At 68.5% G+C, this 1,398-nt stretch carries 1 protein-coding gene; it reads left to right on the forward strand.

Annotated features, from left to right (window positions below; genetic code table 11):
• On the forward strand, window positions 1–1,192 hold a 1,192-nt coding region (locus tag ACDELDRAFT_RS22470), incomplete at its 5' end, for an ABC transporter permease (protein ID WP_040330684.1).
• Between the last annotated feature and the right edge of the window lie 206 nt (window positions 1,193–1,398).

Consider the following 1,398-nt stretch of genomic DNA (forward strand, 5'->3'; position numbering starts at 1 on the left):
CGAGGCCATGCGCCCGCCGGCGCCGGGCCAGTACCGGCGCACCCTGCTGGAACGCCTCGGGGTGCGCCGCATTCCCGCCGGGCTGCGCATGATCCTGCGCAACATGGAGCGCAAGCCGCTGCGTACCACGCTGACCATTGGTGGCACGGCGGCGGCAGTGGCCATCGTGGTGATGGGCAATTTCTTTCGCGATGCGATCGACCACATCGTGGACACCACGTTTCACCTGGCGATGCGCAGCGATGTGAATGTGTGGATGACCGAGCCGGTCGATGCGCTGGCCCGTTTGCAGCTTGCGCGCCTGCCGGGGGTGACTGCCGTGGAGCCCGTGCGCAGCGTTGCCGTGCGCATGGCCTATGGCCACCGCAGCGAGCGTGTGGGCGTGCAGGGCGTGGCCGCAGACGCGCAGCTGCTGCGCGTCATCGATGTGCAGGGCCGCCTCAGCGCCGTGCCGGATTCGGGCCTGCTGCTGACCGACCGGCTTGCCGACAAGCTGGGCGCACGCGTGGGCGATGTGGTGCGCGTGGAAGTGCTCGAGGGCCGCCAGCGCACGTTGCAACTGCCCGTGCGCGCCACCGTGCGTGAAATGATGGGGTTGAACGCCTACGTGCAGCGCGACGTGCTCAACCAGTGGCTGCAGGAGGGCGACGTGGCCTCGCAGTTCGACGTGTCGCTCGAGCCCGGCTCCGAGGCGCGCTTTCTGGAGGCCACCAAGGCCCTGCCGCGTGTGGCGGGCGCCTTCAGCAAGGCCACGTTGTTGCGCAACATGCAGGATGTGAGCGCGCGCAACGTTCGCATCATGAGCACGATCCTCACCCTGTTCGCGGCCGTGATTGCCGTCGGCGTGGTCTACAACAATGCACGCATTGCGCTGGCCGAGCGCACCTGGGAGCTGGCCAGCCTGCGCGTGTTGGGCTTCACACGCGGCGAGGTGTCGGCGCTGTTGCTGGGCGAACTGGCCATCGGCATCGCACTGGCGCTACCGCTGGGCATGGGCATGGGCTGGGGGCTGGTGCACCTGCTGGTGGAATTGCTCAAGAACGACCAGTTCCTGTTTCCGGTGGTCATCAGTGCGCGCACGTATGCCTGGGCCGGGCTGTGCGTGGTGGCCGCGGGCGTGGCCAGCGCCCTGGTGGTGCGCCGGCAGATCGACCGCCTGGACATGGTGGGCGCGCTCAAGACGCGCGAATGACGCAGGCGGCAGATATGACAGAAACGGCAGGCAAGAGAAGAGGACGGCAATGCAGAAGAAAACGGTGATATGGGGTGGCGGGGCGCTGGTGGTGCTGGGCGCCCTGTTGGCCTGGGCGTTTGCGCCCAGGCCGCTGCCGGTGGAGACGGCGGCCGTGGTGCGGGGCCGCTTCGAGGCGGGTGTCGATGAGGACGCCAAGACCCGCC

The sequence above is a fragment of the Acidovorax delafieldii 2AN genome (assembly GCF_000175235.1).
In the GTDB taxonomy this organism is placed as follows: Bacteria; Pseudomonadota; Gammaproteobacteria; order Burkholderiales; family Burkholderiaceae_C; genus Acidovorax; species Acidovorax delafieldii_B.